Annotated in this window: 25 protein-coding genes; 7 read left to right on the top strand and 18 right to left on the bottom strand. The window is 45.8% G+C overall.

The window, feature by feature from the left end; genetic code table 11:
* Positions 1 to 11 precede the first annotated feature (11 nt).
* From gudP to glnK, 5 genes are all read right to left on the bottom strand, one after another.
* Complete coding sequence (gene gudP / locus NST22_RS01480; RefSeq protein ID WP_003234818.1) at positions 12 to 1379, bottom strand: glucarate transporter GudP; 1368 nt, start codon at positions 1377 to 1379, stop codon at positions 12 to 14.
* Between the two features lie 83 nt (positions 1380 to 1462).
* Positions 1463 to 2929: an alpha-ketoglutaric semialdehyde dehydrogenase GucD gene (gucD, locus tag NST22_RS01475; protein ID WP_003246263.1), complete on the bottom strand. Its 1467-nt coding sequence runs from the start codon at positions 2927 to 2929 to the stop codon at positions 1463 to 1465.
* Between the two features lie 29 nt (positions 2930 to 2958).
* Positions 2959 to 3885, bottom strand: a complete 927-nt coding sequence (kdgD, locus tag NST22_RS01470; RefSeq protein WP_003246372.1) for a 5-dehydro-4-deoxyglucarate dehydratase — start codon at positions 3883 to 3885, stop codon at positions 2959 to 2961.
* A 226-nt stretch (positions 3886 to 4111) separates the two neighbouring features.
* Complete coding sequence (gene glnL / locus NST22_RS01465) at positions 4112 to 5056, bottom strand: glutamine utilization two-component system response regulator GlnL (RefSeq protein ID WP_003234824.1); 945 nt, start codon at positions 5054 to 5056, stop codon at positions 4112 to 4114.
* A gap of 10 nt (positions 5057 to 5066) precedes the next feature.
* Positions 5067 to 6299: a two-component system sensor histidine kinase GlnK gene (glnK, locus tag NST22_RS01460; protein ID WP_010886394.1), complete on the bottom strand. Its 1233-nt coding sequence runs from the start codon at positions 6297 to 6299 to the stop codon at positions 5067 to 5069.
* A 301-nt stretch (positions 6300 to 6600) separates the two neighbouring features.
* On the opposite strand from glnK, the gene NST22_RS01455 reads away from it, so the two are divergent.
* From NST22_RS01455 to mmuP, 4 genes are all read left to right on the top strand, one after another.
* A complete protein-coding gene (locus NST22_RS01455; RefSeq protein ID WP_003234829.1) occupies positions 6601 to 7584 on the top strand; it encodes a glutaminase in 984 nt (327 codons plus the stop codon).
* A 22-nt stretch (positions 7585 to 7606) separates the two neighbouring features.
* Positions 7607 to 9043: an alanine/glycine:cation symporter family protein gene (locus NST22_RS01450; RefSeq protein ID WP_003246395.1), complete on the top strand. Its 1437-nt coding sequence runs from the start codon at positions 7607 to 7609 to the stop codon at positions 9041 to 9043.
* A gap of 128 nt (positions 9044 to 9171) precedes the next feature.
* The gene (mmuM, locus tag NST22_RS01445; RefSeq protein WP_003246467.1) at positions 9172 to 10119 is read left to right on the top strand and encodes a homocysteine S-methyltransferase; all 948 of its coding nucleotides are present in this window, start codon (positions 9172 to 9174) and stop codon (positions 10117 to 10119) included.
* A 120-nt stretch (positions 10120 to 10239) separates the two neighbouring features.
* Positions 10240 to 11652 (top strand): S-methylmethionine permease, encoded by a 1413-nt coding sequence (gene mmuP, locus NST22_RS01440; protein ID WP_009966441.1) that lies wholly within the window; start codon positions 10240 to 10242, stop codon positions 11650 to 11652.
* A gap of 36 nt (positions 11653 to 11688) precedes the next feature.
* Here the strand turns inward: mmuP and NST22_RS01435 are convergent, their stop codons facing one another.
* From NST22_RS01435 to gamR, 3 genes are all read right to left on the bottom strand, one after another.
* The gene (locus NST22_RS01435; protein WP_003246499.1) at positions 11689 to 12759 is read right to left on the bottom strand and encodes a branched-chain amino acid aminotransferase; all 1071 of its coding nucleotides are present in this window, start codon (positions 12757 to 12759) and stop codon (positions 11689 to 11691) included.
* A gap of 208 nt (positions 12760 to 12967) precedes the next feature.
* Positions 12968 to 13243 (bottom strand): DUF1648 domain-containing protein, encoded by a 276-nt coding sequence (locus NST22_RS01430; protein ID WP_003234840.1) that lies wholly within the window; start codon positions 13241 to 13243, stop codon positions 12968 to 12970.
* Positions 13244 to 13276: 33 nt separating this feature from the next.
* On the bottom strand, positions 13277 to 13984 hold the full coding sequence (gamR, locus tag NST22_RS01425; RefSeq protein ID WP_003234841.1) for a transcriptional regulator GamR: 708 nt from the start codon (positions 13982 to 13984) through the stop codon (positions 13277 to 13279).
* 218 nt (positions 13985 to 14202) lie between these two features.
* Between gamR and nagB the strand changes: the two genes are divergently transcribed.
* From nagB to gltP, 3 genes are all read left to right on the top strand, one after another.
* On the top strand, positions 14203 to 14952 hold the full coding sequence (nagB, locus tag NST22_RS01420; protein WP_003246480.1) for a glucosamine-6-phosphate deaminase: 750 nt from the start codon (positions 14203 to 14205) through the stop codon (positions 14950 to 14952).
* Positions 14953 to 14972: 20 nt separating this feature from the next.
* On the top strand, positions 14973 to 16868 hold the full coding sequence (gene ptsG, locus NST22_RS01415) for a glucose-specific PTS transporter subunit IIBC (protein WP_003246270.1): 1896 nt from the start codon (positions 14973 to 14975) through the stop codon (positions 16866 to 16868).
* 144 nt (positions 16869 to 17012) lie between these two features.
* Entirely contained in the window at positions 17013 to 18257 is a 1245-nt protein-coding gene (gene gltP / locus NST22_RS01410; RefSeq protein WP_003234847.1) for a glutamate-aspartate/proton symporter GltP, read from the top strand.
* A 35-nt stretch (positions 18258 to 18292) separates the two neighbouring features.
* Here gltP and NST22_RS01405 read toward each other — a convergent pair whose 3' ends face one another.
* The 10 genes from NST22_RS01405 to mpr all read right to left on the bottom strand — a co-directional run bounded on the left by NST22_RS01405 (position 18293) and on the right by mpr (position 26585).
* Positions 18293 to 19261 carry a rhodanese-related sulfurtransferase gene (locus NST22_RS01405; protein ID WP_003246287.1) on the bottom strand — a complete coding sequence of 323 codons (969 nt, stop codon included), beginning with the start codon at positions 19259 to 19261 and terminating at the stop codon, positions 18293 to 18295.
* Positions 19262 to 19460: 199 nt separating this feature from the next.
* Complete coding sequence (locus tag NST22_RS01400) at positions 19461 to 20348, bottom strand: AraC family transcriptional regulator (protein ID WP_003246240.1); 888 nt, start codon at positions 20346 to 20348, stop codon at positions 19461 to 19463.
* A 107-nt stretch (positions 20349 to 20455) separates the two neighbouring features.
* On the bottom strand, positions 20456 to 21796 hold the full coding sequence (locus NST22_RS01395; RefSeq protein WP_003246404.1) for an erythromycin esterase family protein: 1341 nt from the start codon (positions 21794 to 21796) through the stop codon (positions 20456 to 20458).
* 105 nt (positions 21797 to 21901) lie between these two features.
* The gene (locus NST22_RS01390; protein ID WP_003246354.1) at positions 21902 to 22180 is read right to left on the bottom strand and encodes a hypothetical protein; all 279 of its coding nucleotides are present in this window, start codon (positions 22178 to 22180) and stop codon (positions 21902 to 21904) included.
* A gap of 54 nt (positions 22181 to 22234) precedes the next feature.
* Complete coding sequence (locus NST22_RS01385) at positions 22235 to 23026, bottom strand: phosphatidylserine decarboxylase (protein WP_003246344.1); 792 nt, start codon at positions 23024 to 23026, stop codon at positions 22235 to 22237.
* A complete protein-coding gene (locus NST22_RS01380) occupies positions 23019 to 23507 on the bottom strand; it encodes a DedA family protein (protein ID WP_003234861.1) in 489 nt (162 codons plus the stop codon). The genes NST22_RS01385 and NST22_RS01380 overlap by 8 nt, the downstream gene beginning before the upstream one ends.
* Entirely contained in the window at positions 23498 to 24031 is a 534-nt protein-coding gene (pssA, locus tag NST22_RS01375) for a CDP-diacylglycerol--serine O-phosphatidyltransferase (protein ID WP_009966430.1), read from the bottom strand. Before pssA ends, NST22_RS01380 begins: the two co-directional genes overlap by 10 nt.
* 195 nt (positions 24032 to 24226) lie before the next feature.
* Entirely contained in the window at positions 24227 to 25117 is an 891-nt protein-coding gene (gene cesB / locus NST22_RS01370) for an enantioselective carboxylesterase CesB (RefSeq protein ID WP_003246261.1), read from the bottom strand.
* Between the two features lie 165 nt (positions 25118 to 25282).
* Positions 25283 to 25681, bottom strand: a complete 399-nt coding sequence (locus tag NST22_RS01365) for a YbfJ family protein (protein WP_003246434.1) — start codon at positions 25679 to 25681, stop codon at positions 25283 to 25285.
* Positions 25644 to 26585 (bottom strand): extracellular metalloprotease Mpr, encoded by a 942-nt coding sequence (gene mpr / locus NST22_RS01360; RefSeq protein ID WP_003246370.1) that lies wholly within the window; start codon positions 26583 to 26585, stop codon positions 25644 to 25646. Before mpr ends, NST22_RS01365 begins: the two co-directional genes overlap by 38 nt.
* Positions 26586 to 26625: the final 40 nt, after the last annotated feature.

The raw sequence follows: 26625 nt of genomic DNA, 5'->3' as shown, positions 1-26625 counted from the left end.
TTTCATAAATATTAGACAGGCAACGATTGATCGGGGTCTTGTTCTTGTTTCTTTAACACGACCCGTTTGATCGGCCCGACCAGCAGCAAATAGCTGAGGATCGCCGCAATCGCGTTAGCGCCGACAAACACAAGCGCGCCATTGAAAGATCCAGTGGCATTGACAATGTATCCGATAATAATCGGTGTTGTAATTGAGGCAATATTCCCGAAAGTGTTGAACAAACCGCCGCTTAATCCTGCACATTCTTTCGGAGACGTGTCCGACACGACAGCCCAACCCAATGCGCCGAAGCCTTTTCCGAAAAACGCGAGCGACATAATGACAACGACGAGCCATGCTGAATCTGTGTAGTTACAGACAATCATACTGCAAGACAGCAGCATGCCGGCAATGATTGGCACTTTTCTTGCAAAGGTCAGTGAACGGCCTTTTTTGAGTAAGATGTCTGACACAATGCCCCCAAGCACGCCGCCGGCAAATCCGCACAGCGCCGGCAGGGAAGCGACAAACCCAGCTTCAAGAATAGACATGCCGCGGGCCTGAACCAAATATACCGGAAACCATGTGAGAAAGAAATAGGTGAGAGTCGTAATACAGTATTGCGCGATGTACACGCCAATCAGCATGCGGTTCGTTAACAGCTGTTTGATATACGGCCATTTCGATTCTGTTTCTTGTTTGCTTTTACTGTCATCCATGGAAATCAGCCCGCCGCCCTGTTCGATGTACGCAAGCTCAGCTTCATTAACCTTCGGATGTTTTTTCGGTTCATACACCGTTTTTAGCCAGATGACAGCCAGAAGAATGCCTGCAATACCCATGACAACGAAAACGGAATGCCAGCCGAAAGAGTGGGTAAGCCAGCCCATTAAAGGAGAAAAAATGACGATTGCGAAGTATTGTGCTGAATTAAAAAAGGCTGAAGCTGTCCCGCGCTCGGAGCTTGGAAACCATGAGGCAACAACTCTGCCGTTTCCGGGAAATGAAGGCGCTTCTGATAAACCAACCAGAAAACGCAGTGCAAACAGCAGGATAATCGCTGTGCCGGCGGAGAAAAAGCCAATCGCCCCTTGCAGCAACGTAAAAAACGACCAGAAAAAGATGCTTAACGCAATGATAGTCTTTGAACCAAAACGGTCCAGCAGCCAGCCGCCCGGAAGCTGTCCGATGACATAGGCCCAGCCAAAGGCAGAAAAGACATATCCCATGGCGACCGAGTCCAATCCCAAATCGTGCTGGACGGAATCTCCGGTGATGGAAAGCGTCGCTCGATCCGCGTAGTTAATAGAGGTCACAAGAAACAGCATAAACACGATGAACCAGCGCACGGACGTTTTTTTGCCCGCCGGAGTAACACTCGCAAAGTCTTTTTTCATAGTATCTTCTCCTTTTCAAAGTAGAGAATCATATGCTGGTTGTGATAAACCGGGAAAGAGACGCACGCCTCTTTCCAGCACCATTACGGCTTCACAAAAACAGTTTTGATCGCTGTGAAAAAGTCCTTCGCTGCCTCACCCTGTTCTCGGGAGTGGGAGCTCGACTGCTTCATGCCGCCAAAAGGCGCCTGCAGCTCAACACCTGCGCTTTCTGCATTGATCCGAACCAGCCCGGCATCGATTTCATCAATGAAAGAAAGCATTCGGCCGATGTTTTCCGTGAAGATGGATGCACTTAAACCGAACTTCACATCATTGGCGATGTTCAGCGCCTCCTCTATCGAGTCCACCTTGATCAAGGCGATCACCGGACCGAAAATTTCCTCCTGGGCAATTGTCATCTCAGATGTCACATTGTCAAAGATGGCAGGCTGAACATAATAGCCGTTTTGATACTTTCCGTTCTCCAGCTTTTCTCCTCCTATTAAAAGGGAAGCGCCCTCCTGTTTGCCTTTCTCAATGTATGACAGGCAGTTATCAAGCTGATTCTTGCTGGCTATCGGTCCCATCCAGACATCCTCTTTTAAGCTGTCTCCGATTGTAATATCTTTTGTGCGCTGGAGCAGTTTTTCTTTAAAGCGCTCGTAAATTCCGCTTTGTACGATGACACGGCTTGTCGCGGTGCATTTCTGGCCGGTTGAACGGAAGGCCCCCGTTATGACAGCTTCTGCCGCAGCTTCAAGGTCAGCGTCATCAGCTACGATGACAGGGTTTTTGCCGCCCATCTCAAGCTGATATTTGGCTCCCCTCGCTAAAGCGGCTTGCCCGATGATTTTTCCGACTTGATTTGAACCGGTAAACGTAACGGCGTTTACACCGTCATGCTCAGCAAGCCCCTGCCCGACAACAGAACCCGGGCCTGTCACCAAATTGATGACCCCTGCCGGGAGCCCCGCTTCCTCAAAGCAGGCAATGATCTTCGCGCATGTCACAGCTGTTTCTGTCGCCGGTTTGATGACAACGGTATTGCCGTATACCAATGCCGGCGCCATTTTCCAAATCGGAATCGCCACTGGGAAGTTCCACGGAGAAATCACACCGACCACACCGAGCGGAACACGGGTGGTAAACATGAGCGCGTCTTTGTCAGTAGACGGAATGACGTCACCCGTTTTTCGCATGCCCTCTCCGGCGTAATAGCGCAGAATGGCAATCCCCCGGGCTGTTTCTCCCTTCGCTTCCGGCAATGTTTTACCCATTTCACGCGTTGCACAGGCGGCGATTTCCTCCAAGCGCTGCTCCATGATATCCGCTGTTTTGTATAAGTATTGGCCGCGCTCGGCACCCGTCAGCTTTCTCCAAGCCGTTTTGGCTTCATTGGCGGCGGTGACGGCACGTTCCACATCTTCAGCCGTTGAATTCTGTACATATCCGACAATATCATTCACATCGGCAGGGTTTTCGACTTTGACCATATCGCCTGATTGAGACTTAACCCACTCTCCGTTAATAAAGTTGAGGTACGTGTTTTGTTCCGTGATCACAGACATGCCCATTGCCCCTTTCGTGTTTTTTCTGGTCAAACCGTCGCGGCTTTTTTCGGAAAACGGTCAGCCGCCTGCTTCAAAATTGCTTCCAATTGCTGATAATGATCTTTTTCAACCGGGCCGACAGGCGGTCTGGCTGTATTCCTTACATTCAAACCCATGATTTCCATACCGGCTTTAATCAAGGATACGGCGTAGCCTTTTCGTTGTTTGCGAATGTCGTTGATCGGCAGAATCACATGCCGATAGAGTTCCTTCACAAGCTCGTCATTTCCGTTTTTCAATGCATCATAGAACATTCGCGAAATATGCGGGATATAATTTGAAATCGCTGAAGAGTAAGAGTGGAACCCGATCGGCAGATAAGCCGGCATCGTCACTTCAGCCATCGGCATTCCGTTGAGCCATCCCAAGCGGTCGCCGATCGTATAGACGAGATTGATATTCAAATCCATATTTCCTACCCCGTCTTTGACACCGACAAGCTGTTCACATTCGGTCAGACGTTTGATCTGTTCAACAGAGAGAACTGCGTTATCGCGCTGATAAAGAATCGCGTTCAAGTCAGTGCTTTCAATAATCGTTTTCGCATACTGGTACAGCCCCTCCTGTTCGCCATGCACCAAATACGGAGGCAGAATCAAGTAGCCGTCGGCGCCTTTTTTCTCCGACAGCTGCGCCCAATCAAGCGCTGTGCTGAGGTTGCCGCCCACCCCCGTGTAGACCGGCACCTTTCCTCCGGCTGCCGAGACTGCGACTTCCACCATTTGCTCATATTCCTTCTGGCTGAGAGATTGGAATTCACCAGACCCGCAAGCGATAAATATCGCTTCCAAGCCCTCATTCAGCAAAAACTCAATGTTTTGAAAAAGAGCTTCTTCCTCCAGTTTTCCTTGTGTGTTAAAAGGAGCAACCGGAAAACCTAAAATTCCAGCGGGTGCTTTTCTGATACGGCTCATCAACATAACCTCCTGTTATTTGTGTATACGGCCTCTATCTGTAAGCGCTTTTATTAATTTTTCTTTCACATCCGCTCCTTCCCATATATCCTTTTGTTTAATTGTAAGACAAATAAACAATAAGTCAATATCTTTATTTTCTGATATTTTATAAAAAAGCGGTAAATCACTGTCCGGCCGGGATTCTGCGCAGCAAAAAAACAGCCTGGTCAGCCGGCTGTTTGGTTTATATCCTTCTTTGTTTCATCGTCTCATGCAAAAGCTTTGCTTCCAAAAAAAACACGTGGATGAATTTTTTCATATTTATTCTAGCAGGTGCAAGGGGTTTTGCATCCTTGGATTGGAGTTCTTTCATTTTCTGGCTGACAACCGGAAAATCAAAGAATTTCGATGCATAGGTTTCAAATTTTGGATTCGAAAAATCAGTTGTGCCCAGTGAAGCAAAATGGTGCAGCGAATGAATAATCGCTCTGCGGATACGCTGCTCCGAGGCTTTCATTTCGCGATTGACTTCCGTCTGTGAGGCTCCTGTCCCCAGCTTCCGTACCGCTACTTGGGTGAATATTTGTTTTAGCGAAGGGCTTTGTTTTTCGTGCGGCTCGGATTGCTCGTGTTCTGCTAAATACTGCAGGACCGCCATGAGATCATGTGCGCCGCCTTCTCCCATCATGCCCAGCTCGGACAACAGGAATGTTCCTGCCTCTTTTAAACCGCTGTCACTCTTCTGCTGGGGACGCGCTTTCCGTTCAGTCCGATTGACAAGCCGGCTTAGAGAATGCTGAATGGCTCCAATCGAGTGTTCAAGCTCGATCCGCTCCTTCACCTTTTGGAGAACCGTGACAATTTCAATGCGGTTAATCGGCTTATGGATAAAATATTCGATGCCGAGCGAGTACGCTTCCCCGACCATTTCCTTCGCCTCCACTTGAGAGATCATTACGATTTTGCCGGAGTACGTATTCTGGATCTGACGAATCGTCTCAATGCCGTCTCTTCCGGGCATTAACAGATCGATTAATAAAATATCAATCTGCTTAAATTGCAGCATATGCCCTTCCACTTGGCTTCCGTCGTCTGCTTCACCAGCAGCTTCCCCGAGATCTTCGTCCTCAATGATCTGCCTTAAAATTGACCGCACCGCACGGTCATCATCTGCAATAAAAAAACGCATAGCTTTTGGTTCACCCTTTCTGAATCAAATGCCGGACAGGCAGCCTGATGGCAAACACCACTCCCCGCTGCTGATTATCAAACGTGATATCCCCTTCTAGCTCTGTCACGATTTCCTTTACGTAGGAAAGTCCGATACCCGTAGAAGGCGTGCCAAATTCGTCATATTTTGAAGTAAAGCCCGGGTCAAACACAATGTCTCCGATTTTCTCGGAAATCCCGGGGCCATTGTCTTCCACCTGGAATTCTACCATACTCTCATTTGGCTTACGGAGCCTCAGGCTGACCATTCCCTCTTCATCCATAGCCTCTACCGCATTTGCTGTTAGATTATTAATGATCGAAAGCACGATAAATACGTGATATTCGTCATGCTCTCCCTCGATCGAGCAGTAAAAATCAATCTGCTTCCCTAGTGCTTCAGCGTACTTTTCATTCATTCGAATCACGAGCTGCAGCAAATCAGAAGCCCTCATATAATCTCTCAAACTCTCATTCGAAATCAGTTTTGAAAGCCCTGCGAATATCCGCTGGTTGTCCTTTTTCACTTCATGAATCTCTCCGGCCAGTCTCAGGATTCTGCCGCTCAGCTGAACATCCTTGCCCTTCATTTCCCGATAGAGCTGATACGAATCGTTTGTCACTTTCTCTGTCGTTTTCAATGTCTTTTTTAGGTGCACCGTTTCTTCATATAAATTGGAAACGATCATCAGCATGTGCTCGTGCTGCTGCCTTGTCTGTTTTTCTCTCGATTGTGTTTCATACAGCTTCAGCACACTATAAAAGCTCATCACAATAAATGTGTGAGAAATCGCAATCACCGCAATGTCAGTGATTTTCTCAGGCGTGACAACCGTATGAAAAATGAGAAATTGCACAGTTAGCTCGACACAATCTGACACAACTTCAATCATAAACCCAATGAAACCGAGCATAATCGGCCGTTCACGGAAACGATTGGCCTTTAATATGGAAAACAGACAGGCGTAAGTCATATAAAAGAAAAAGCCAGACGCTTGATCATACAGAATCGGAGTCAGCCCATTGTGTCCTCCGCCCCATAATTCCAGAAAGACGCGAAAGATGAAAACAGCCGCTCCAGTCAGAAAACCCGGCAGCACAGCGGGCACATGCCGCAACAATGATAAAAAGAAGAAAAAAACCGGTGCCCCAAAGCTGACCCGGAATTCTTCATTGAGGGGATAAAATTTCAGTTCACCGGCCAGCGGCACCGTAATCAGCATGAGGGCCAGTATATATCCGTCTTTTTCAATAAACCGTTCCAGTTTTATGTTGATCACATCCTCGCTTTTTATTTTGGGGAATCGGGAGAAAACCTGCAAATTGCTTTTGACCCAGAACATGAGGTTTTTATAAATCTTACTGCTTATTTTCAAAATGTTTTTGTCGTATTTTGTATGATTCTGTAGTCTCCATTATACAGTAATTATACCTTCCGCTATTATGAAAGCGTTTAACGCCCCCTTAGCCTTCGTTTTGATACACCTCAGTCCTTTAAGAAAAAAATCAGTGAGGAGGAATTCGATGAAAGAATTGATAAAAGAGCACCAGAAAGACATAAACCCGGCGTTACAGCTTCATGATTGGGTTGAATACTATCGCCCTTTTGCCGCCAATGGACAAAGCGCAAACTATATCCCCGCTTTAGGAAAAGTCAATGATTCACAGCTCGGCATCTGTGTATTGGAGCCTGATGGAACGATGATACACGCCGGCGACTGGAACGTCTCTTTTACCATGCAAAGCATTTCAAAAGTGATTAGCTTTATTGCCGCCTGCATGAGCCGCGGCATTCCCTATGTGCTTGACCGCGTAGATGTCGAGCCGACAGGTGACGCCTTTAATTCAATCATTCGGCTCGAAATCAACAAGCCGGGAAAGCCCTTCAATCCCATGATCAACGCGGGTGCCCTCACCATCGCTTCGATCCTTCCCGGAGAATCTGCATACGAAAAGCTCGAGTTTCTTTACTCGGTGATGGAAACTTTGATAGGAAAACGGCCAAGAATTCATGAAGAAGTATTCCGTTCTGAATGGGAAACCGCCCACCGCAACAGAGCGCTGGCCTACTATTTAAAAGAAACAAACTTTTTAGAAGCTGAAGTAGAAGAAACACTTGAGGTGTACTTGAAGCAATGCGCTATGGAGAGCACTACAGAAGATATTGCGTTGATCGGCCTGATCCTTGCTCATGACGGGTATCATCCGATTCGACACGAGCAGGTGATTCCAAAAGATGTGGCAAAATTGGCCAAGGCATTAATGCTGACGTGCGGCATGTACAACGCTTCAGGCAAATATGCGGCGTTTGTCGGCGTGCCGGCCAAAAGCGGCGTCTCCGGCGGCATCATGGCGCTGGTGCCTCCAAGCGCCAGAAGAGAACAGCCTTTTCAATCCGGATGCGGCATCGGCATTTACGGGCCTGCCATTGATGAATACGGCAACAGCCTCACTGGCGGTATGCTGCTGAAGCATATGGCGCAGGAATGGGAGCTCAGCATTTTTTAAACATGAAAAAAGAGGTGATTCTATGCAGCAAATCCTAGAACATATCGTCGGTATTGCAAATGATCTTTTGTGGTCAAAGCTATTAATTGTTTTGCTCCTTTCTTTTGGAATCTATTTTACGTTCAGGCTTAAGTTTTTACAGGTTCGCATGCTGAAAGAAATGGTCAGGGTATTAAGAGAAGGTGCTGCTTCCCGGTCAAAAAACAGCATTTCTCCGTTTCAAGCCTTTTGCATCAGCATGGCGGCCCGTGTCGGAACGGGAAATATTACGGGCATTGCTATCGCCATTGCACTCGGCGGGCCCGGTGCAATCTTCTGGATGTGGATTATCGCCATTATCGGATCAGCATCCAGCTTTGTGGAAAGCACACTGGCTCAGATTTATAAAGTAAAAGATGTAAACGGCTTCCGCGGCGGGCCGGCGTATTACATGGAAAAAGGGCTGAACAAAAGGTGGATGGGCGCGCTGTTCGCTGTGTTAATCACCTTATCGTTCGGTATCGTCTTCAACTCGGTTCAATCCAATACAGTCAGCCTTGCCTTTGAAAACGCGTTTGGCACAAACCGCCTGACATTGGGACTCATTTTAATTGCTGTATTCGGCACGATTATTTTTGGCGGAGTCAAGCGCATTGCAAAGCTGGCTGAATCCATTGTCGTCGTATTGGCTGTCCTGTATATCGGAGTTGCGTTTTTCGTCATTTTCTCCAACATTACGCAGCTGCCAGGTGTGCTTGCGCTAATCGTGAAAAATGCGTTTGGTTTTGACCAGGCCGCCGGCGGGGCTTTGGGCGCGGCACTCATGCAAGGCGTCAGACGGGGAATCTTTTCAAACGAAGCGGGAATGGGAAGCGCACCAAATGCCGCTGCCACCGCCACAACAAGCCATCCCGTCAAACAGGGGCTGATCCAAGCTTTTGGTGTACTGACAGATACACTGGTCATTTGTACAAGCACCGCTTTTATCATTCTGTTTTCGGATGCCTATCATACTCCGGGTCTGAGCGGAATCGCCTTGACACAAGCCTCCCTCAGCTCCCATGTCGGATCATGGGCATCAGGCTTTCTCGCGATTCTGATTTTGTTATTCGGATTCTGTGCTCTAATTGGAAACTATTATTATGGCGAAACCAATATCGGCTTTTTGAACAAAAGCAAAAAACTGATTTTTGTCTACCGTATCGGCGTGCTGGCAATGATCGTGTTTGGCTGTGTTGCCAAAGTCCAGCTCGTCTGGGATCTTGCTGATTTGTTCATGGGTTTGATGGTCATCGTGAATTTAATCGCGATTTTCTTACTATCAAAGGTCGTTTTTACGGCGCTGAAAGACTATACACGCCAGAAAAAAGCAGGCAAGGATCCGGTCTTTTATAAAGATGTGCTCAAAAACCATAATGGCATTGAGTGCTGGCCGGTTTCAGACACAAAGACTGACACGCACAACAAACAAATATCATAAGAAAAGGGTGTTCAGACATATGGGCTGAACACCTTTCTCTTTTTGCGTTTATTGACAAACACGTAAGCCTCCATTACGATTTTCATATCTTTTTCAAAAAAATCTGAAAGAAGGCATCGGTACATTCTATGAATCCTATCCAACACATATTAGATACATACCCGCTTATTGTGCTAGACGGCGCCATGGCGACCGAGCTTGAACGCAAGGGCTGTAATTTGAATGACAGTCTGTGGTCGGCAAAAATCCTGATGGAAGAGCCGGAGCTGATTAAACAAGTTCATACTGATTATTTTGCGGCAGGCGCCGATTGTGCAATCACCGCCAGCTATCAGTCTACATTTGAAGGCTTTGCCGCACGCGGGCTGAGCGAAGCGGAAGCACGCCGGCTCATCGAGTTGTCCGTCAGCATCGCAGCTGAAGCACGTGATGAATTTTGGTCGCTTGAAGAGAACCGTTTGAATCGGCCAAAACCGATCATTGCGGCTTCTATAGGCCCTTATGGCGCTTATCTTGCAGACGGGTCTGAGTATCGCGGCAACTACGCAATATCAGAAGATGAACTGATTGAATTTCATCGCCCCCGGATGAAGGCGCTGATTGAAGCCGGAGCTGATGTATTGGCATGCGAAACGATTCCGTGTCTGACTGAAGCCAAAGCGATTGTTCGGCTGTTGAAGGAATTTCCTGAAACGTATGCATGGATCAGCTTCAGTGCTAAAGACGGCTTGCATATCAGTGACGGAACACCTGCAGCTGACTGCGCATCGTGGCTTGATGAACACCGCCAAATTGCAGCACTCGGCATCAACTGCACGCCGCTTCAGCATATCCCTTCCTTGATAGAGGAGTTAAAAAAGAACACGTCAAAACCGATCATTGTCTACCCGAATTCAGGTGAGCAATATGATCCGGAAACAAAAACGTGGAACGGCGCAGCATGCGCAGAATCTTACGGGGCGAGCGCCCGCACCTGGCATGAAAAAGGAGCGAGGCTGATTGGCGGCTGCTGCCGGACAAAACCCGAAAATATTCAAGAAATTGCGGCTTGGGCCCGCTCTTTAAAAACAACTTGACTTATCGGAATAGTTTGTATATTCTAACTTAAAGCCGGTTCGCCGGAGTCTCGTGTCACTTTCTGACATGAGATTTTTTATTAGGAAGGAAATAAATCGCTGATAGAAAGTTGGAAAAAGATGAACTCTGCCCACAACAAGAATGAGACAACCTTTCAGAGAAGTATGAAAAGCCGGCACCTCTTTATGCTTTCCTTGGGAGGTGTCATCGGAACCGGGCTGTTTTTAAGCTCAGGTTATACCATTCAGCAAGCAGGCCCGGCCGGAACGATACTCGCCTACTTAGTCGGGGCCGGCATCGTCTATCTGGTCATGCTATGCCTCGGTGAGCTGTCAGTCGCCATGCCTGTGACCGGCGCCTTTCACACCTATGCAGCCAAATACATAGGGCCGGGCACCGGATTTACGGTCGCTTGGCTGTATTGGCTGACATGGACCGTGGCATTGGGATCAGAATTCACAGCAGCCGGCCTGTTAATGCAGCGCTGGTTCCCCCATACATCGGTTTGGATGTGGAGTGCCGTCTTTGCGCTGTTCATCTTCTTGCTTAACGCATTTTCGGTCAAGTTTTTCGCTGAATCAGAATTTTGGTTTTCCAGCATCAAAGTATTAGCCATTGTATTATTTATTCTTTTAGGCGGCTCTGCCATGTTCGGCATCATCCCGATCAAAGGCGGAGAAGCCGCTCCGATGCTGTCCAACTTCACGGCGGAAGGCGGGCTTTTTCCCAATGGATTTGTCCCGATTTTGATGACGATGCTGTCCGTCAATTTTGCCTTTTCGGGAACGGAACTAATCGGAATCGCAGCCGGTGAAAGCGTTGATCCTGACAAGACGATACCAAAAGCGATAAAAACAACGGTCTGGCGTCTCTCGCTCTTCTTTGTCGGAACAATTTTTGTGCTGTCAGGGCTGATTCCGATTCAAGATGCAGGTGTCATCAAAAGCCCGTTTGTCGCTGTCTTTGACAGAGTCGGTGTACCATACGCAGCCGATATCATGAACTTTGTTATCCTGACAGCGATCCTGTCAGCGGCTAATTCCGGACTCTACGCTTCTTCCCGGATGCTGTGGTCTTTATCAAAAGAAAAAACGCTTCATCCGACATTTGCAAAGCTGACGTCAAAAGGAACCCCTTTTAACGCGCTGGTGTTCAGCATGATCGGCGGCATTCTGTCGTTGCTGTCCAGCGTATTTGCGCCAGACACTGTATACGTTGTGCTCGTGTCGATTTCCGGTTTTGCCGTCGTTGTCGTGTGGATGGGAATCGCTGCTTCTCAATTCATGTTCAGAAAACGTTATATCGAAGCGGGAAACAAGGTTACTGATTTGAAATACAGAACCCCTTTGTATCCGTTCGTGCCGATTGCTGCGTTCCTGTTATGCCTGGCTTCCGTCGTTGGCATTGCCTTTGATCCGAATCAAAGAATCGCACTCTATTGCGGCGTTCCATTTATGGCCATTTGCTATGCAATATATTATGTAAAAAACCGCAAAAGCCAGCCGGCTGCTGATATGACTCATTCAAAATAAAAAGAACCTGCCTCCGGGCAGGTTCTTTTTCGATTTTCACACTTCCACTGTCCAGTTAAACGGGCCTTTTACCTTGCCAAGCTGAATATCTGTTATCGTTTCATACAGCTTTTTCGAGAGGTCCCCGATTTGCCCGTCGCCTACAATCACCGTTTTTCCATGGATGTTGAGTTCACCGACAGGCGTAACGACTGCTGCCGTGCCTGTGCCAAAGACCTCTGTCAATTCTCCGCGTGCAGAGGCCGCATACACCTCATCAATCGATATTCTCTCTTCACGAACCGGAATGCCCCAGCTTCGAATCAATTCAATCGCAGACGCACGTGTAACCCCGCTTAAAATGCTTCCGCTTAAAGCAGGTGTGACAGCTTCCCCGTTTATGACGAAAAAGATGTTCATGCTCCCTACTTCTTCCACATATTTCTTTTCGATGGCGTCCAGCCACAGTACCTGGTCATAGCCCAGTTCATTCGCTTTCCGCTGTGCCTGAAGACTGGCGGCATAGTTTCCAGCCGTTTTTGCAAACCCGACTCCTCCGTTGACCGCCCTCACATACTCATCTTCGACATAGATTCTAACCGGCTTCAGCTGATCGTCGCCATAATAGGAGCCGACAGGCGAAAGCACGATCATAAATGTATAGCTCCTGGATGCCTTCACACCGAGACTCGGTTCTGTGGCAATGACAAAAGGACGAATATACAGTGACGTTCCTTTTTCCTTTGGAACCCAATCTTTCTCCAGCTCAACTAATTGCGTCAATGCCTCAAGCACCAGCTCTTCGTCTAAAGGGGGCATGCTCATGCGCTCACACGATCTGTTCAGCCGTTTGATATTTTGATCCGGACGGAACAGCAGCACCCTGCCGTCGTCTGTTCTGTATGCTTTTAATCCTTCAAAAACAGCCTGGCCGTAATGAAAAACAGATGAAGACGGATCAAGCGTAAGCGGTGCGTACGGCGCAATTCTCGGATGATGCCATCCAATCCCCTCTTCGTAGTCCATCACAAACATATAATCTGTAAAATATTGTCCAAACCCCAAGGAAGACGGGTCGGGCTTTTCCTTATAATATACAGTTTTTTCTCGTTCAATAAGCTTATTCAATCTAATCAGCACACCTTTCACATAATTGTTTAAATATTCAGTCTTTTTAAAGCTGCAAAAAGTATACAGCCTTTCCTTTAATAATACGCCGCTTCACACCTATAAATTTCAGAATATTCTTTAGGATCATCAGCTATTATACACCACATTCATTGTCAGATGAAGCTGAAATTAAAGAAAACAGCCAGTTTTATTCTGGCTGTTTGATTTAGAGCGCTAAACAAAGGACGACAATGTGGCAAATCAGCAAAATATACACTGCGAATACAAATTGCCAATTGATCTTCCGCGCCCATGCAAACACCACCATCAAAACAGGCAGCATCACAGTCCCCGCCAGCTTGTTAACCGTCAGATCCGGACTGTTCGCAACATCATAATGAATCGGCATCTGCGTCGGCAGAAAAGGGTAAAATACAATTGAAAGGATGAATGCAGCAATCACTGCTCCCCACAGCACTTTTCCATTCGTAAATAAAAACATAGAACCACCATTCCCTTCTTAAAACACATTGCTTTATGAATGATATGACTGTTCTACGGTGAATTTCGTTCGGTCTCCCCGTGTAATAATTTGCGCATATTCCACCACTTCTTCATTTTTATCATAGGTAAGGGATTCTGATAAAAACGCAGGCGCTCCGACATTGGTTAATAAGTGTCCGCTGATCGTTTCATCCGTTAAAATCGGTTCGATCGATTCCGTGCCCCTGCTGATTTCAATATTGTATTTTGTCCTTAACAATTCAAACAGCGAGCCGGTGCATTCCTCCTGCGCCAGCCCCGGTGCCGCCTTCCAGGGAATATATGAGGTATGATACTGCAAAGGTTCCCCCTCGGCGTATCTGACTCTGACAAGCTTGTTGACAGGTTCATTCTCTTTCATTTTCAAAAGCTCGGCGATGGAATGATCGGCAGGAATCACCACAAGCTCAAGCACTTTTGATTCAGAACGAAGTCCTCTCATTTGTTCTGCAAAGCTCGTAATCTTATGCGGAATCGGCGTTTGTATTTTGGCCGCCGATACAAATGTCCCTTTTCCTTGAATTCTTTTAATATATCCCTCAAGCTCTAGCTGCTGCAGAGCCAGTCTCACAGTTGTTCTGCTGACATCATATTGTTCGCAAAACTCACTCTCCGTCGGCAGCTGATCATTCGCCTGATATTTGCCCGATTTAATTAACTCAATGATTTTAAACTTGATAACAGAATATAAAGCTGTCATTTCATTCTCCCCATTCTGTATGCAATCCGTTCTTTTTCATTGAGACCATAATACCATTTGCCCTCCCAATATGAAAGATTTGTATCCTTCTTTTATAACAAATTTTCAGAAATTAATATTGACAGTTTGATAAGGGCGGTGCTAAATTCGTAATGACAAGTATCATAAATTGGTCATAACAAATATGGTGCTTGTCTATCTCTTTGAGGGGGTGTCACATGAAGATTCTGATCGCCGAGCACTACGAAGAACTCTGTAAGTTAAGCGCTGCCATTATTAAAGAACAAATACAAGCTAAGAAAGATGCCGTTCTCGGCCTGGCAACAGGAAGCACACCGGTCGGCTTGTATAAGCAGTTGATTTCAGACTATCAGGCAGGCGAAATTGATTTTTCAAAGGTTACTACATTTAATTTGGATGAATATGCTGGTCTCTCTCCATCTCATCCGCAAAGTTATAACCATTTTATGCATGAGCATCTTTTTCAGCATATCAATATGCAGCCTGATCATATTCATATCCCGCAAGGAGACAATCCGCAGCTTGAGGCGGCATGCAAAGTATACGAGGATCTCATCCGCCAGGCGGGAGGCATTGATGTCCAAATTCTCGGCATCGGCGCCAATGGCCATATCGGTTTTAATGAACCGGGATCTGATTTTGAAGACCGGACACGTGTTGTGAAGCTCTCGGAAAGCACGATACAGGCAAATGCCAGATTCTTCGGCGGCGATCCGGTGCTGGTTCCGAGACTCGCGATTTCAATGGGCATTAAAACCATCATGGAATTCAGCAAACATATTGTGCTTTTAGCAAGCGGCGAGGAAAAAGCAGACGCCATTCAAAAGATGGCTGAAGGTCCTGTCACGACAGATGTACCAGCCTCCATTCTTCAAAAACACAATCATGTAACCGTTATCGCCGATTATAAAGCAGCTCAAAAATTAAAGAGTGCATCATTCTCATAACACAATAAAAGGAGACTGTCATGTTTAAAAAGGCATTTCAAATTCTGCAGCAGCTTGGCCGCGCGTTGATGACTCCGGTTGCCGTCCTGCCGGCAGCAGGTCTTTTGCTCCGTTTCGGAGACAAGGATTTACTGAACATCCCTATTATAAAGGATGCGGGCGGCGTTGTATTCGATAACCTTCCGCTGATTTTCGCCGTGGGGGTCGCGATCGGATTAGCCGGCGGAGAAGGTGTAGCCGGACTTGCCGCTGTCATCGGATACTTAATTTTAACCGTCACCCTCGACAATATGGGAAAATTACTCGGCCTTCAGCCTCCGTATGAAGGAGCCGAGCACCTGATTGATATGGGGGTTTTCGGAGGAATCATTATCGGGCTTCTCGCCGCCTATTTATATAAGCGATTTTCATCAATCGAGCTGCATCCGGTCCTTGGATTTTTCTCTGGAAAACGCTTTGTCCCGATCATTACTTCCGTCAGTTCATTGGTGATCGGCGTCATTTTCTCATTCGTTTGGCCGCTGATCCAAAACGGAATTAACGCAGCCAGCAGTTTAATTGCCGATTCAACAGTCGGCCTGTTCTTTTATGCAACGATCTATCGTTTGCTGATTCCTTTTGGCCTGCATCATATTTTTTATACGCCTTTCTATTTTATGATGGGAGAATACACAGACCCATCAACAGGCAACACCGTAACCGGCGACCTGACAAGGTTTTTCGCGGGAGACCCGACAGCCGGGCGCTTTATGATGGGGGATTTCCCTTACATGATTTTCTGTCTGCCGGCCGTTGCTCTTGCCATTATCCATACCGCGCGTCCGGAAAAGAAAAAAATGATCTCCGGCGTGATGATTTCTGCGGCGCTCACATCTATGCTGACCGGAATTACAGAACCGGTTGAGTTTTCTTTCTTGTTCGTTGCGCCCGTGCTCTATTTGATTAACTCTATTCTTGCCGGCGTCATCTTTGTCGTTTGTGATTTATTCCATGTCCGCCACGGCTATACGTTCTCAGGCGGAGGAATTGACTACGTCTTGAACTACGGACTGTCTACAAACGGCTGGGTTGTCATTCCTGTCGGGATCGTGTTTGCTTTCATTTATTATTATTTGTTCCGATTTGCGATTCTGAAATGGAATTTGAAAACGCCCGGCCGTGAGACAGATGAAGACGGTCAGAATGAGGAGAAAGCTCCAGTTGCAAAAGACCAGCTTGCCTTTCACGTGCTGCAGGCCTTGGGCGGACAGCAAAATATCGCTAACCTGGATGCATGTATCACAAGGCTTCGTGTGACCGTTCATCAGCCAAGCCAAGTCTGCAAGGATGAATTAAAACGGCTTGGTGCAGTAGGTGTGCTGGAGGTCAACAACAACTTCCAGGCAATATTCGGAACCAAGTCCGATGCCTTAAAAGACGACATCAAAACAATCATGGCCGGAGGCGTCCCTGCCACCGCCGCCGCGCTGGACACGGTAACTGACAAACCGCTGAAGCCCGATTCCGATGAGACCTTTATTTATCCGATTAAAGGAGAAACAGTCTCTTTAGGGGATGTGCCTGATCAGGTCTTTTCAGAAAAAATGATGGGCGAGGGATTTGCGATTATACCATCAGAAGGAAAAGTCGTTGCACCTGCGGACGGCGAGATCGTCTCGATTTTTCCGACAAAACACGCCATCGGCTTTATGAGCGCCGGCGGCACTGAAATCCTGATTCATGTCGGCATCGATACCGTCAAACTGAATGGGGAAGGCTTTGAAGCACATGTCACAAGCGGACAAGCCGTCAAACAAGGCGAACTGCTTCTCACCTTTGATCTCAATTACATCAAGCAGCATGCCGCTTCAGCCATAACACCGGTTATTTTCACAAATACCTCTGAAGAAGATCTAAAGCACATTCAAATGAAGTAAAAAAGTCCCCCCTGCTGCGGGGGACTTTTTCGCCAACATAATGAAAGCGCTGTCAAAATAAAATAACTTGAAAAAAGGTGTTTGCATTTGAATCACGAATGATATGAATATGCCTACATTCTATCGTTCTAAAGGGGGATTCATTTGAAAAAATTAATCGCGTTTCAAATTTTAATCGCTTTGGCTGTCGGCGCGGTGATCGGCCACTTTTTTCCTGATTTCGGGATGGCACTGAGGCCTGTCGGAGATGGATTTATCCGCCTGATTAAAATGATTGTTGTGCCGATTGTATTTTCTACCATTGTCATTGGAGCCGCAGGAAGCGGAAGCATGAAAAAAATGGGCAGTCTCGGCATCAAGACGATCATTTGGTTCGAAGTGATTACAACGTTGGTATTAGGGCTTGGACTTTTATTAGCGAATGTCTTAAAACCAGGTGTCGGGCTTGACCTCTCCCATTTGGCAAAAAAAGATATTCATGAACTTTCCGGCTACACAGACAAAGTTGTTGATTTCAAGCAAATGATCCTGGATATTATCCCTACAAACATTATTGATGTCATGGCCAGAAATGATTTGCTTGCCGTTATTTTCTTCGCCATTTTATTTGGTGTCGCCGCAGCTGGTATCGGCAAAGCTTCTGAACCAGTAATGAAGTTTTTTGAATCTACAGCTCAGATTATGTTCAAGCTCACGCAAATCGTCATGGTCACTGCTCCTATCGGCGTGTTAGCCCTGATGGCTGCTTCTGTAGGCCAATATGGCATTGAACTCCTCCTCCCTATGTTTAAGCTGGTTGGCACCGTATTCCTTGGCCTGTTCCTGATCCTCTTTGTCCTCTTTCCGCTTGTCGGTCTCATCTTTCAGATTAAGTATTTCGAAGTATTGAAAATGATATGGGATCTGTTTTTAATTGCATTTTCCACCACAAGCACTGAAACCATTCTCCCTCAGCTGATGGATAGAATGGAGAAATACGGCTGTCCCAAACGAGTGGTATCATTTGTCGTTCCCTCCGGCTTGTCATTGAACTGTGACGGCTCCAGCTTATATTTATCGGTTTCTTGTATCTTTCTCGCACAGGCCTTTCAAGTAGACATGACATTGTCCCAGCAGCTGCTCATGATGCTTGTGCTTGTGATGACCAGTAAAGGCATTGCAGCTGTACCCTCAGGATCGCTTGTAGTTCTTCTGGCGACTGCCAATGCTGTAGGACTGCCGGCTGAAGGCGTTGCCATTATCGCGGGTGTTGACCGCGTCATGGACATGGCGAGAACAGGCGTGAACGTACCGGGACATGCGATCGCCTGTATCGTGGTATCAAAATGGGAAAAGGCCTTCCGCCAAAAAGAATGGGTTTCCGCAAACAGCCAAACTGAAAGCATATAGAAAAAAAGAACACCTCAATACGAGGTGTTCTTTTTTTATTCAGCAGCAGCGTGATCTTCTGTTTCAATCGCTGCCAGTCTTGCGTTTACTTCTTCTTCTGTCATATTATGCTCTTTCACATACAGGTTTCTTGGGTTCGTGCGGCATTCGTGGCTGCAGCTGCGCATATATTTATACTCATTTTCCGGTGTGCATATCATTTTTTTATTGCAAGATGGATTTGCGCAGTTCACATAACGCTCACACGGTTCTCCTGTAAAGTAGTCCTTGCCGACAATCACATGCTCGACACGGTTGACAGGCACGCTGATTCTTTCATCAAATACGTAGCACTGGCCGTCCCAAAGCTTGCCTTGCACCTCTGGATCTTTTCCGTATGTCACGATTCCGCCATCAAGCTGAGCTACATCTTCAAAGCCTTGCTTCACCAGCCATCCTGAGAACTTTTCACAGCGCACGCCGCCTGTACAGTACGTTAAAATCTTTTTGCCTTCAAGCATATCTTTGTGCTCTTCAATCCATTCAGGTAATTCACGGAAGGCTTCGATGTCAGGACGGACCGCACCTCTGAAATGGCCAAGGTCATACTCGTAATCGTTACGCGCGTCGATGACAATTGTGTTTGGATCCTGCATCTTCTCATAAAATTCTGCAGGCTTCAAATGCTGGCCTGTTGTTTCGTTCGGATCGACATCATCTTCAAGACGAAGCGTTACAAGCTCTTTTTTATGGCGGACGAAGATTTTTTTGAAGGCATGGCCTTCTGCTTCATCAATTTTAAATACCATGTCCGCAAAGCGAGGATCAGCTTTCATTGTTTCCATATATTTTTCAGTCTGTTCAACCGTACCTGATACCGTACCGTTAATTCCTTCAGAAGAAACAAGGATACGGCCTAACAAACCAAGCTCCTTACAAAAAGCCAGATGCTGCTCTCTAAACGCCTCTGGATCTTCAATCGGAACATATTTATAGTAAAGTAATACTCTGTATTGTTTTTCCATGTTTTAAACACCCTGTTCAATTATAGTTAGTTGCTATGCACACTCTTACTATATCATACAGGAAAATGCCGCAAAGATGAACAGATCCGCCCAGACTGATAAAAATATCCAAGCTCTTACAAACCTAAGCAGCACAAGGGTTTATTAATAACAAATAGTATTTTCCATTAACTCACTAATAAAAGTAGTTGTCTGAAAACTATTTTTGTAGTTCCTCTTCAAAAGATAAATTTACCGGTTCATCTAAAAGTTCTCCCGGCATTTCAAGGTTTGTTGAAGGAACGCTCTCATCTACCTCTTCAAAAACAACATGATCCATCCACACCTGACCCGGCCCAGATAATTGAACGCCAAAAGATATCACAGCGCTATTTTCTGGGACATCTAAAACGATAGCATAATGATTCCAATTGGTTGTTCCGGTAATAGGTCTGTTGCTCATATTATCAAATTGGAGAACATCATCAGCAGCACTGTCAACCCGCATCCAAAGTGAGGCAAAATGCTGCACCCCCTTTGTTTTGATAAAACTTGATAGACGAAGCCTTTTTCCTAGATAGCGATCTGCTTTGAATTGCTGCATCATCGTCGCAAATTCACCGATATCCTGAACCATCGTTGACTTTAAATACCCTGAAGCTTTTCCCTGATGTACATTTTCCCGGTCAATCCCCATTTCGAATTGGAACGGATGGCTCCCGCTCAATACCCAGCCTTTCATTTTTTTCTCCATGTAAGATTCCTCCTTTTTTGAAGTAAAGCGTTTCATAAATGTTCGGTATGCTCCTGGCGGCATGTGATACATCTTTTTGAACGTCCTCGTAAATGCTTCTTGAGATTCAAACTGATAATACAAAGCAATATCGATAATACGATGATCTGTATAAAGCAAAGCTGCCGCCGCATTCGCAAGACGTCTTAACCGAATATAAGAAGCAACCGACATGCCGACTTCTTTTTGAAAAATCCGATGAAAATGGAATTTTGAAAAGCTTGAAACGTTAACAATATCCTCGTTTGATATTTGCTCATGTAAATGTGATTCAATCCAATTGATTGTTTTCTGGACAGCTTTTTCATAATACATTGCACGCTCCAATCTCCTTTCTGTTTTAGAATAATGGATCACGGATTATATGTTTTGATTATTTTTGCGATATGTAAAAATCCCCTGTTTACCACAGGGGACACCGCTCACTTGATAATGACAGAGGGCGTGATATGCTCCAGCCAAATGACACCGTCATATTGTTCCTTCAGGATCATCTGCTCTTCCATGTACCCCCAATAGAGCGCAGTCCGCGGGGTATACATCCACGAAGTGCCTTTCTTGTTTTTTGTATGGAGAAAATCAACAAAAACAGCCGGTCGGTCCGCCGCTTTCAGCAAAGCTTCAAGGCTCCCAGACGGCGGCGGGCTTGTAACCGGCTTAACAGTCTTATTATCGGAGCTATCAAGACTCGCACCTGAGTAAGCATAAATGCCAATCGTATATGTTTGTTTTTTCAGCCGCTCCGGCAAATAATCACCCATGTTAGGGCCGTTTAGCTGTACCCAGTCCTTTATCATCTTCGTATTCTGTTTGCGTAGATGGTAATTGTGGCCCCAGACAATGATTTTCTTTTTCGGATAAAGGGTGTCGGCTACCCACTGAAATTGTTCAGCCATCATGCGGTCTCTCATAAAGAATGAAAAATCCTCAATATTCTCCGGATACTCCTCTAGTTTTTCTTTCATTTCTTCCAGCATATATGTTTCCATTACGTCAATTCTCAGCTGAAGAGAATGCATAAACATCTCATAAGCTTTCGGCTCTTTTGGAAGGTTTTCTTTTAGCTCTGAAGCATGTGTTTTAGTGAACTTGATCAGCTTCTGATAGTTTTTCACAAGCTTTTCCTTCTTTTGCGAAAATTCATCAAACGTATTGCTGTCTGTCACTAATGTTGAAAAATCATTTTCTGATTGGGAGAGCAACTCTGCTTTCTCAGGGTCCACCGCTTTTACCCATTGAGTCGCAGCTACATTGAATGAATTCTTCATGCTTTGAATATCAAAACCGGTAAGGATCAGCGGATCGCCTTTCTCTTTTTGCTCTTTCATGTAATCAAACAATTCGACGACATCTTCTGTGTGCCATACAGCGTAAATGGAGTTTTTCATCGTGCTTTTAGGGGTTAATTGGTCCATATTAAGGTAGGATGCATTTGTATCAGGAAAGCCGGATTCAAAGGCCAATACATCGTATCCCAGCTCTTCGTGGAGGTATTTGATCATTCTGACCTTTGTGGCATTGATTTCGCCAGCACCGTGTGTGGTTTCTCCTAACTGAACGATTCGTTTTCCCTTCAGCACCTTTTTTAGAAATCGAAGGTCTTTGTTTGAAGCATTGGAAGCATCCAGAGGCTGTGCATGTCGTTCAATCCAGTGATCCCAATATTTTTCTTCAGAAGCAGCACGGGCTGAGGCTGAAAAAGAAGAAAACGCCAGACAAACGATCAGCAGCGGCAGGGTCATTCTCACTATCATTCGTTTCAATTCTATCTCTCCTTTTCTGCTAGGTTCTCTAGTCATTACGAGATAGATATAGAAAAAGTTTCCTTTTCCTGCCAACAAAAAAAAGCTTCTCTGTTGAAAGAAGCTTTAGCTGGATTCTCTCATCACCTGATGAAAGTAAAACCGATACGTATTTTGTAAAAATGTCTCAACCGGAAGCTGCACATCCGCTTGGTATTTGCTGATGATGAATGGAAACCGCTCGATTCCTTTTTCGCGCAAATTGTTCGCTTGTTCATCATCCATTACTTTCTCTTGCAAAACCGCTTCAACGATCGGCCAGCACACTTCTCGCACTTGCCGCAGGACGGCTTCATCTCCGGTGTTCTGATAATCTGTAATCCAGCTGATGATTTGTTTCTCCATGAATCTCACCTTTCTTCAAAAAAAGAGGCGCTGCGTTTATGCAAGCTCCTCTTTTTATTCTTCGTAACCTATCAGTTCTCCGACTTGGACTTCTTGGCCTTCTGCTAAATGGGCGGACGGCTGGAACGCGTCTTTTTCAAAAACCAAAATGACGGTTGAGCCAAATGAAAAGTATCCCAGCTCCTCGCCGATCTCCAATTCAGTACGGGTATTCGTCTGCACGATAGAATTAATATTCATCGCGCCGACAGGAATCATCAGGACATTTCGGCTGCCGCTATTCAGCTCGTACACAAACCGATAATTTTTCGACAGCACATCTTTCCCGTATTTTAAGCCTAGTTGATTTACCGGGTATGAGCGATTTCCGAGCTCGGCCAGCTTTTGATACCTGCAGCTGATCGGAGAATGGAAACGGTGATAATGCCTCGGGCTTAAATACAGCACGACGAAATATCCGCCGTTGTATTGATGGTCTGCGCTTTTACAGCCGGTCAGCTCAGCGAATGAGTAATCTTTTCCCTTCACCGTAAAGGTTTGATTCGGGTTGATGATTCCTACCGTCTGAACCACACCGTCAACAGGGCTGACCACCGCATGCGCCTCTTTTGACACAGGGCGCCGCTCCAGATTTATTTGTCGAATGAACAATTCGGACAGCGATCCGTAATCAGCAGCCGTACCGTCCACATCATCCCAATTCAGCCGAAAATGTTTTGAGAAAAGCGGAATGACCGGTTTGCTGATTTTCGACTCGCAAAATCCTTTAATCAGATAGGATGACAGACGATGATTCGTCAGCTCTATCAATGATCGATACAGAATCTTTACAGCCGTATTAAACATGAATAATCCCTATAACCCTTCCGATTGTAATAAAAACAAAGCACCATAAAAAGGCGCCGATTGCAGCAAACGCAACATACGTTTTCAGATCCATTTTGCCGATCCCCGAAAAGTAGCACGTCACATGTCTGACGCCGGGAATAAAATAACCTAAAATAAGAGAATATGGACCGTATTTCTTCATCCATTTTTCCACTTTCATCATTCTTTTTTCTTTTAAGCCGACCCACTTGCCGTACTTGTCGATAAACGGGCGTCCGGCTTTTCTGCCAATCATGTAGCTGATCAGCATACCTAACAAAGCCCCGACAAAACTAATCAATATCGAAAGCTCATAATTCAATACATCGGTATGCGTGAAATAGCCAACAACGGTCATCATCACTTCATCTGGAATCGGCAATCCTACAATTCCTAATACCAGCATCAAAAAAATAGCGAGATAACCGTAATCCGCTATGAGCTGCTGAACTAATTCCATCTCCCAGACTCCAGGTTTTCTGCCGCATGTTTTTTAAAATGAGGGAATTTTATTTTACTCACCATCAAATATGAGAGTCCGCAAGTGCCGATTGCCAGAAGGATCGGGTTATAGGTGAAGCTTAGAATAACGAGACACATGCCCGCAAACGGAATCGGCATACCGATAAACGTCGGGAGCTTGCTTTGTTCAATGTTAAATTTAGAGAGGCGAAGCATTCCGCAAATGCTGTACGTCAATGCGCATAAGATCCCGATAAATGGCAGGGTATACAACGCGACACTGTAAGCAAGCATAGAAGGAGCCACCCCAAACGTAACCAGATCGGCAAACGAATCCAGTTCTCTCCCCATATCAGAAACGGCATTCAGCTTACGAGCAGCCATCCCGTCAAAGAAATCAAGGAACATGCCTGTAAAAATAAAAAGCACTGCTGAATGAATGTTGTGATATAGCAAGGAATGAATCGCCAGCAATCCGCAAATGAAGTTTCCTATCGTAATCATACAGGGGATGTAATTCACAGTGTAACCAAACCTCCAATTGTAAAACCATCTATATTATTTGACGATAGTGATCGAATAGCGTTACAGGAAAAATTTTTCTCCAATAAGCATGATAACATAGAATGCTCCCAAAAAAAGCAGCATTCAAATTCTATTATTATACAACATTTGTTACCTTTTGAAAAATGAATGCCAATCTTTTCATGTTCCTTACTATTTTATCCCCCCGCATAAAAAGGACAAGACGCGTTGATTGACGTACTCTGGCTGCTCCAGAGATAACAGATGTCCGGCGTTCTTTACGATTTCAGCCTGAATTCCCGGCACCAATACCGAAGCCCGCTCAAAGGCCATTTGCTGATGGTACATAGCCTCGTGCTCACCGAACATCAGAAGTACCGGGACTTGTATTGATTTCAATTCCTGGTCTGTGAACACGTACGGAAAGCCGTTTTCTGTCGGCTTCAGGCTCCTTTGCTCATCCTGCCATTCCACGCCCGCCACAATTTGTCTTTGCAGTAAAGGATGCAGATCATAACTGTCGCCTGTGATCCACTTGATATATGATTCAGCTCCTCTTGCCCCTGTAAGCTCTGCAGCGTATTTATAGACATCCGGATGAAATGAAATAAACGCTTCAGCGGGACTGATAACAACCGCCCGCTCTACTCTTTCAGGCGCGCGGAGTAAGAAATTCACGATATGGGACCCGCCAAGCGAAAGGCCGGCCAGATGTGCCGTCTCAAGTCCAAGAGAATCAAAGACATCTTTCATCCATTCTGCAAAATCAGCTCTCGTTTCCATGGCTGCTGATGGTATACTTTTATTTTTGTCTCCTATTATATCGACCGCATATGTACGAAATTGACTGCTCCACGCTGCGATATTCGGATACCACATCGCAGAGCTGAAAAGGCCTCCGTGAAGCAAAATGAGCGAAGGTGCGTCCTTTGGCCCACTTGCAATGATATGTGTTTTTCCAAAACGAGTAGAAACATAGAATGCTTCCGACTCAATCGGCCACAAAGAAAGGCTTTGATCATATGCCTGGTAAAAGCGCAGACCACTTTCAACCGCGGCAAACTGCATTGAATCTTGTATCATCTTCTTCTTTTTCCTCCGGGTTTGATTGATATAAAGGATAACGCCCCTTTTGTCTCGTAAGAAAAAATACCTATTTCTTATTATCTCACATAATAAATTTCCAGTATATAGTTTGGTTTCCTGCAATAAATAAAAAAGGCAGTTCCCTTAAAATCAAGGAAACTGCTATTCTTTGAAGACTAATGGAATGGCATGATCTTTTTTATCCTCTGTTAACGAGATGTGATGGGTTACTGATGTTTCACCCTTCGTCAACGCGACTGAGTAATCGCCTTTTCTGCCGGTATCCCATTTGATATCTCCGTTTTTGTCTGTTTTACCGAGTATCTCGCCAATCTCTGTACTCGGCTCCTCATCTGAAGAGGGCGCTTTGACAATCGTCACTTGAACCCCTTCGACCGGCAGCCCCTTAGCATCCTCCACATGAAGAGTGACAGGAATAGTCGTTTCTTTTTGAGAAGAATGCGTCTGCGAACTGCACCCGCATAAAAACAAAATAGACATGAATATGGCTAGTTTGCTGTATTTATTGATTTGCCCAATATTGAATATTGTTGAATACATCGTTCGTCACCCTTGTTCCCAAGTTATATGACGATCCTCCGTTCGTGTGAATGGCAATAGCTGTCTGCCCTGTATCACTGTAGTTTCGATAAACAGGCGAGCCGCTTTGGCAGCCGTACGTATCGGTTGTATAGGTCAGCTTATACGTTTCAGCGGAGCGAATCGGCTTTGTATCAGACCACATCGTGCCAAAGGTTTTGTCACATGGGAATCCTGTCACTGACGAGGAAAGGCCCACGGGACTGCTGCTGTTTGTAGTCCGGTAGCCGTACCAGCCAACCGTGTTTCCAGGAGAACCGTTTAATTTAATAGCTCCGTAATCATAGTTGGTGTCTTTGCTTTCCGTCCATCCTTTGACGGAGTAAAACATCGTGCCTGAATAAGTACCGTACGGATATGACGAACCATTGCGGCCCGGCGCGGCGGTTATCGTCGAAGCCCATCCATGATCCTGGCTGTACACACAATGTCCAGCCGTGACGACTGTATTTGGATTGACTAAAAATCCGGTACATCCATAAGTGCTTGAAGTGTTGGGATACTTGATTGACAGTTGAACGGTTGCTCTATATGGAAAAGATGTCGTGCTGGAGATTCTGGTGCGTTCATCAGTTCCGATAATGCTCGAAGGCTGTAAGGTTTGAATGTTTTTTTCCAGTTCCGTTTGGCCGCCGTATAACGATTTACTTGTTTTTCCGGTTCCCTCATAAGGGGCGGAAACCTGATCTGCTTTTGACGTTTGGTTTTTCGTAGCATCAGCTTCTTTACCGGTATTCGATACAGAAGTTTGCGGGTTCTCTGCCGCTTTTGCCGGTACGCCAAAAGAAACCGCTGCTGCCAAAGCCAAACACAAAACCGTTAAGTAAGCGAACCATTGTTTTCTGAATCTTGGAACTAATTTCATTTTGTCATCTCCCTCCTTTAGTGTCAACCACCCGTATCGA

It is taken from the genome of Bacillus sp. PS237, assembly GCF_037963345.1.
Classification (GTDB): Bacteria; Bacillota; Bacilli; order Bacillales; family Bacillaceae; genus Bacillus; species Bacillus subtilis.
Note: the sequence above shows the minus strand (reverse complement) of the source record. Positions and strands in the feature narration are given on the sequence as shown.